The 6,081-nt window shown below is 70.9% G+C and carries 5 protein-coding genes and 1 pseudogene; 3 read left to right on the forward strand and 3 right to left on the reverse strand.

Annotated elements, in window-relative coordinates:
- Positions 1 to 208 precede the first annotated feature (208 nt).
- On the forward strand, positions 209 to 400 hold the full coding sequence (locus tag ACFXA3_RS32430; RefSeq protein ID WP_385192675.1) for a hypothetical protein: 192 nt from the start codon (positions 209 to 211) through the stop codon (positions 398 to 400).
- A 57-nt stretch (positions 401 to 457) separates the two neighbouring features.
- Here the strand turns inward: ACFXA3_RS32430 and ACFXA3_RS32435 are convergent, their stop codons facing one another.
- Together ACFXA3_RS32435 and ACFXA3_RS32440 are read right to left on the reverse strand one after the other, a co-directional pair.
- Entirely contained in the window at positions 458 to 862 is a 405-nt protein-coding gene (locus tag ACFXA3_RS32435) for a hypothetical protein (protein ID WP_385192678.1), read from the reverse strand.
- A gap of 138 nt (positions 863 to 1,000) precedes the next feature.
- Positions 1,001 to 1,789, reverse strand: a complete 789-nt coding sequence (locus tag ACFXA3_RS32440; protein WP_385192681.1) for a rhomboid-like protein — start codon at positions 1,787 to 1,789, stop codon at positions 1,001 to 1,003.
- 197 nt (positions 1,790 to 1,986) lie between these two features.
- Between ACFXA3_RS32440 and ACFXA3_RS32445 the strand changes: the two genes are divergently transcribed.
- Complete coding sequence (locus ACFXA3_RS32445) at positions 1,987 to 3,570, forward strand: purple acid phosphatase family protein (RefSeq protein ID WP_385192683.1); 1,584 nt, start codon at positions 1,987 to 1,989, stop codon at positions 3,568 to 3,570.
- 103 nt (positions 3,571 to 3,673) lie between these two features.
- Here the strand turns inward: ACFXA3_RS32445 and ACFXA3_RS32450 are convergent, their stop codons facing one another.
- A complete protein-coding gene (locus tag ACFXA3_RS32450; protein ID WP_385192685.1) occupies positions 3,674 to 5,071 on the reverse strand; it encodes a S8 family serine peptidase in 1,398 nt (465 codons plus the stop codon).
- Positions 5,072 to 5,543: 472 nt separating this feature from the next.
- On the opposite strand from ACFXA3_RS32450, the pseudogene ACFXA3_RS32455 reads away from it, so the two are divergent.
- Positions 5,544 to 6,081, forward strand: a pseudogene (locus tag ACFXA3_RS32455) (peptidase M4); the annotation flags it as partial.

The following is a 6,081-nucleotide window of genomic DNA, read 5'->3' on the forward strand; positions in this document are numbered from 1 at the left end:
GCGAGGATACCTCCCCCATCTGTACCCACGACCCCACCGCCGCCCGCAACTCCGCGTGCACGGCCTTCATCACGACGCCTGGCCGCCCCGGGACGTTGCTCGACGACACCGGGTGAGCCCACTCGTAGTCACCCTCCGTGTTTAGGGGCGCGAAATTCGGTAACAAGAAGTAGTGGCAGCCAGTCAATACCCGACGGAAGGCAGGAACATGAACCTCGTTGCCGTCCTCATCCTCGTCGTGGCCCTCATCCCCATCGGTCTTCTGATCGTGGCTCCCAGCGCCACCGTTCGGCACAACCCCTTCCCGGGCCGCCGGGCGCGAGGCAGCCACCGTCGCCAGGGCGCTCCCCGGTCGACCCGGGTGCCCGGTCAGCGGGACCTCCGGCACCACGCCCGCTGACCCCGGGCCTTGCCCGCCACGGCCGTCCGGGATGAACTGCGGCCACACGCCCCGCCGTCAGGCCGGTGGCGGGGAGGGCGTGCCCGGCCGAGGACCGTGCCCCCACGGTACGCATCCCTCCGGGTCGAGCGCGTCCGCACGACCCCGGAGGTCCTCGGCAATGCCGTCCCAGGAAGGGCCGTGGGCCTCGAGGTGGAGGGCCGCCTCCCTCATCAACGCGGGGTCATCGGGCCGCTGCAGCAGGACCAGCCGGTAGGCGAGGTTGCGGACCCACACCGGCAGGAGGCCGTCGACCACGTGCGGGCACAGTTCACGCAGCATGGCGAGGATGGCCTCGGGATCGGCGAAGGTCAGCTCTTCCGTGAAGAACATCGAGTGGTGTTCGCCCGCGGCGCACTCGGGCGTCGGTCCGTACTCATCACCCCAGAGGCACCGGGCGTGATCCGTCAACGTGGTGTGCATGCCTTTGAACGTACGTGACGTTCGGCGAAGCCATCGCTGCGCGCACCTCACCCGAGGGCGGGACGGGTCTGCCGACGCGGGCAGGCCGGCCGGCTGGGGGGAATCGGCGCCGGAGGTCGCTCGCGTCGTCGCCGGTGGTCAGGCGGACGGGGGTGTTTCGCCGCCGGTTGCTGCCGCGGCCGCATGCGGAGCGGAGTCCCGGTGCAGCTCGGAGTCGTGCGCCGCGGAGGACGGCCCGGTCGCGCGGGCGCGTTGCCGCCTGAACGCCGGGACGCCCAACAGGGCGAAGCCGAGGGCTGCCGCCGTGAGGTGCCCGACGGTCGTGAAGTCCGGCAGCGGCCCGTTCCACTCGGCACCGCCGAGCGGCCATGCGAGAACGAAGGCGGCCCAAGGCAGTCGGCCACGGCGTGGCAGGGCCACAGTGGCGATCGCCAGCACGGTCTGGGCTCCGTAACTCACCCCGTAGTCCAAGGCCTGTCGCACGGCCGCGGGATACCAGCCGTGCTGCACCGCGACGGCGATGACGACAGCGGTGAGCAGGGTGGCCGCGACATGCCCGCCGAGGAACACGGCCGCGGCGCGCCGCTTGCCCCAGCGGGCCTCCACCCAGGCCAGGGAGCAGCAGACACCGAGGCCGAAGGTGATCAAGGTGCCCACGAAGTCGACCGAGGTGACGTCCGTGAGCGTCCCGTCGAAGAACAGCGCGCTGCCGAGCAGCGCGGACAGCGGATGGTCCTGCAGGTTGTCCAGGTTGGTGCTGAGGTGGCCCAACAGGGTGGCCGCCCGGTCGGCGGACAGCCCGTGCCCGATCCACGCGTGGCCGGCCAGGAGCAGGCAGACATAGGCGAGGGTCAGCGGCGCACGGCGCGGGTATCCCTGCACGGCGCGGCGCAGTCTGTCCGCAGGGCTCCATGACTGAGAGTTCATACCGTGGCATTCTCCAGGTCGAGCCGACGGTGGTGAGGGGCGGGTGCCGGCAGCGGTCGGCCGGCCCGGGATCGGTCCGGCTCCGCGCCGGGGTGGCACGAAGATGGGCAATTCCGGGGACTCTCATGGGGGTTCCGCCCCCGTCCGTTCACTTCCCGGCGAACTCCGCGTCGTCTAGGACAATGAGGTTTGCAGCCATGGACCTTCCCGATTTCGGTATCCCCCAGAAGCTCGCCTCCCGGATGAGCATGGCCGAGCAGCACGAGTACCTGCGTGCGAAGTTCACCCGGCGCGGCGCGCTGCGCGCGGGTGCGGTGACCGCGGCCGTCGCCGGCGTCGGCGCCGGCCTGGCCGTCGGCGCGGCCTCGCCGTCGTACGCGGCTCCGGCCGTGCTGACCTCCACCGAGCGGCGCGGTGTCGACGGTGCGCTGGCCGCGCCGTTCGCGCGGCACTTGCAGTACGGCGCCGATCCGAAGACGCAGATGCGGGTGTCGTGGCAGGTGCCGTTCGCGGTGAAGAAGCCGTACCTGCGCGTGGGCACCAGCCCCTGGGCGCTGAGCGTGAAGATCGATGCCGAGGTCCGGCACCTGAGCACGCCGGTCCTGAACGGTGGCAAGATCGCCGCGGCCGAGCAGTTCTACCTGCACGTGGGCCTGGACCGGCTGAGGCCGGGTCAGACGTACTACTACGGGGTGGGGCACGACGGCTTCGACCCTGCCGACCACCGCAACCTGGGTACGCTCGGCACCTTCACCACGGCCCCTTCGCGCGCCGAGAACTTCACCTTCACCGCCTTCGGCGACCAGGGCGTGAGCTACCACGCGCTCGGCAACGACGCGGTGCTGCTGGCCCAGAACCCGGCCTTCCACCTGCACGCGGGTGACATCTGCTACGCCGACTCCTCCGGTTCGGGCACCGCCGGCGACACCTACGACGCACGCGCCTGGGACCAGTTCCTGGCCCAGACGGAGACGGTGGCCAAGACCGTGCCGTGGATGGTGACGACCGGCAACCACGACATGGAGGCCTGGTACTCGCCCCAGGGCTACGGCGGCCAGAACGCCCGCTGGTCCCTGCCCGGCAACGGCCCGGACCCGGTCAACCAGCCCGGTGTGTACTCGTTCGTGCACGGCAACGTCGGTGTGGTCGCGCTCGACGCGAACGACGTCTCGTACGAGATCCCGGCCAACTTCGGGATCAGCGGTGGAAAGCAGACCGCGTGGCTGGACCGGCGGCTGGGCGAACTGCGCCACCACCGCGACGTGGACTTCATCGTGGTGTTCTTCCACCACTGCGCGTTCTCCACCACCAGCGCGCACGCCTCCGAGGGCGGGGTGCGCGACGTGTGGGTGCCGCTGTTCGAGAAGCACCAGGTGGACCTGGTCATCAACGGCCACAACCACGTGTACGAGCGGACCGACGCCATCAAGGGCAACAAGGTCGGCCGCAAGGTGCCGATCGGCGAGCGCACCGACCCGACGCAGGACGGCATCGTGTACGTCACGGCAGGCGCGGCCGGGCGTTCGCTGTACAGCTTCCCGGTGCCGGACTCGTACGAGGGCCACGTCGCGGACCGCGACGCCGTCGACTCCTACCGGTGGGTCAAGGGCGGTGCGAAGGCGACCGAGACGGTCGAGTGGTCGCGGGTGCGGTACACCAACTACTCCTTCCTCGCGGTCGAGGTCGAGACGGGCCGCTCCCCGAAGCTGAAGGTCAGTGCACTGGCCGAGACGGGCCAGCGGATCGACCACTTCGAGATCCAGCGGGGACGCGGCCGCTAGGTTCCTCGCGGCGCAACCCTGCCCGAGCCGAACGAAGCCCGTACGGCACGGGTGTGCTGCCTCCCGCGGCAGCGCACCCGTGCCGGGCCGTCGGTGCGAACCGTCAGCCGCGCCGTGCTTCGCGGGCGAGGGCGGGTACGAAGCGGGCCGCGTCGAGCGTGCCGACGCCGGTGGCCATGTCGTAGCCGTTCACCGCCGTGTAGCCGGTGACGCCCGCGTAGCTGTTGTCCGTACCGTCGTTGACGTCGACGAGGCCGGTGGACGGGTCGTGGGCGGAGCGCCCGTACAGGCAGTACAGCGCCTCGTTGATGTTCCCCAGGCGCTTGCCCGCAGCCTGGTCGGCCAGGGCCACGATGCCGGAGAACAGCGGGCTGGACTCGCTGGTGCCGCCGGAGACGTCCCAGCCGGCGGACGCCGGGTCGTAGCTGGTGTAGATCCAGGCGCCGCCGTCGACCGCGGCGGCCATCGAGATGTCCGGGGTACCGCGCTGCGCGCCGACGATGCCCTTGACCCCGTTCTGGAAGGCCGGACGCTTGAACACGTGCGACTGGCCGCCGCCACCCGCGCCGTTGTCGTTGTAGACGCTCTCGGGGGCGGTCCGCTTGCCCGCGTCGTTCAGGTGCAGCTGGGTGCCGCCGATGGAGGTCACCAGCGGGTCCGAGGAGGGCCAGGAGTTGACGGGGTGGTCGTAGAAGGCGCTGCCGTCGGCGTTGTAGTCGGTGGCTCCGCCGTCGCCGGAGGAGGCGAGCACGGTGACGTGGTTGCGCGCCGCGGCCTCGAAGGCGTAGCGCAGGTTCTTGATGCTGGAGAAGTCGCCCTTGTCGAAGCCGGGGAAGGTGTCCTCGGTCGCGCCGAAGCTCTGCGTGATCACATCGCCGATGCCCCGGTCGATCAGGGACTTCTCGGCGTCCATCATCTCCGGCAGGCCGGTGGTGCCCTCGGTCTCCGCGACCGCCGTCTCCACCAGGACGATCTTCGCGTCCGGCGCCACCGCGTGCGCCATCTCCACGTCAAGGGTCGTCTCGCCGGCCCAGCCCAGCATGTCGGCGTTCTTCGGGTCCCAAGCGGGGACCTTGCCCCACTTGACCACCTCGACCTTGGTGCTGGGTATTCCGAACTGCTTGCTGTAGACGTCCAGGTCGTGCTGGACGGTCGGCGAGCCGAAGGAGTCCACGATGACGATCGTGCGGCCCTTGCCGGTGATGCCCGCCTTGTACAGCGGGTTCAGGTGGTACGCCTCGCGGTACTGCAGCGGGGTGTAGCAGGCGATCTTCCACTTGGTCCGGCACTCCTCGATGGAGAGCGGACTGCCCACGGCACGGACCAGCTGGTGTCCCTCGACGGCCGGACGGGCCACGGTGCGCGGAACCGGTGAGGTGTGCGGCGCGGATGCGGTCGCGGTACCGGTCAGTGGGGCGGCCGCCATCGCGGTGAGCGCGAGGCCGAAGGCAGCGGCCGTGGCGGCTGCGGAACGCTGCCACGTACGACGAACTGGATGCATTGCAGACTCCCTGGGGGGTGGCGCCGCGCAGAGCGGCTTCCGTGATCTCACCCGGCAAGTCATGTGCAGGACAAGGCTATTTGACGCTTGATGCCGAACGCTTTACCTGAATGCGCACTACGCCGCCCTCACGGCCGTCCGCACCGGCACGCCCCGGCCACCGGCGAACGGCCGCGGCAGCTGCGCATTCGGCCCCGGCAACTCCCGTCCCAGGTCAGCCCGGTCGGATGGGCCCGATCAGTCCGGTCGGGTGAGCCCGGGGGCGGCCGATCATCCACCCGGAACGTCCGGTCAGCGAACACCCAAGGGCGAAATCCGGACTCCCTTCGGCTGATTCCTGACGCGCTCCTGACAAAGATCGGGATCGCTGGCACTCTCTCCCCATCCCCAGCGCGAACCAGCTCCGCCGCGCTCTGCCCGGCCGGCCTCATCCCAGCCGCCCGGAAACCCCCCACAGGCAGAAGGAGTCAGCGTGAATTCCACGCATCGTCGTCACGCCACCGCCACTGGTGCCCTGCTCGCCGCAGCCGCCCTGCTCACCGTAGGCGTCCAGGCAGGCAGCGCCAGCGCGCAGTCCGACGCATCCGCGAACGCGACCGCCCCCACGGGCCAGCCCGTTCGCAACCCGGGCGCACTGCCCGTGCAGCTCACCCCGTCCCAGCGCGCCGAGCTCATAGCGAAGGCCCAGAGCACCACGGCCGCGACGGCCAAGGAGCTCGGCCTCACCTCCCAGGAGAAGCTCCTCGTCCACGATGTGATCAAGGACCAGGACGGTACCACCCACACCCGGTACGAGCGCACGTACGAGGGACTCCCGGTCCTCGGCGGCGACCTGATCGTCAGCCGTACGGCGGCCAACACGACGCAGAGCGTCAGCAAGGCGTCCGCCGCCCAGCTGGCGGGCGTCTCCACCTCCGCCCCGGCCGAGGGGCCGGCCGCCGCCGCCGCGCGCGCCCGCGACCCGCCGCACGGGGGGGGGGGCCAGCCCCCCCCGCGCCCCGGCGCGCCCC

This window comes from Streptomyces sp. NPDC059456, assembly GCF_042750055.1.
Taxonomy (GTDB): Bacteria; Actinomycetota; Actinomycetes; order Streptomycetales; family Streptomycetaceae; genus Streptomyces.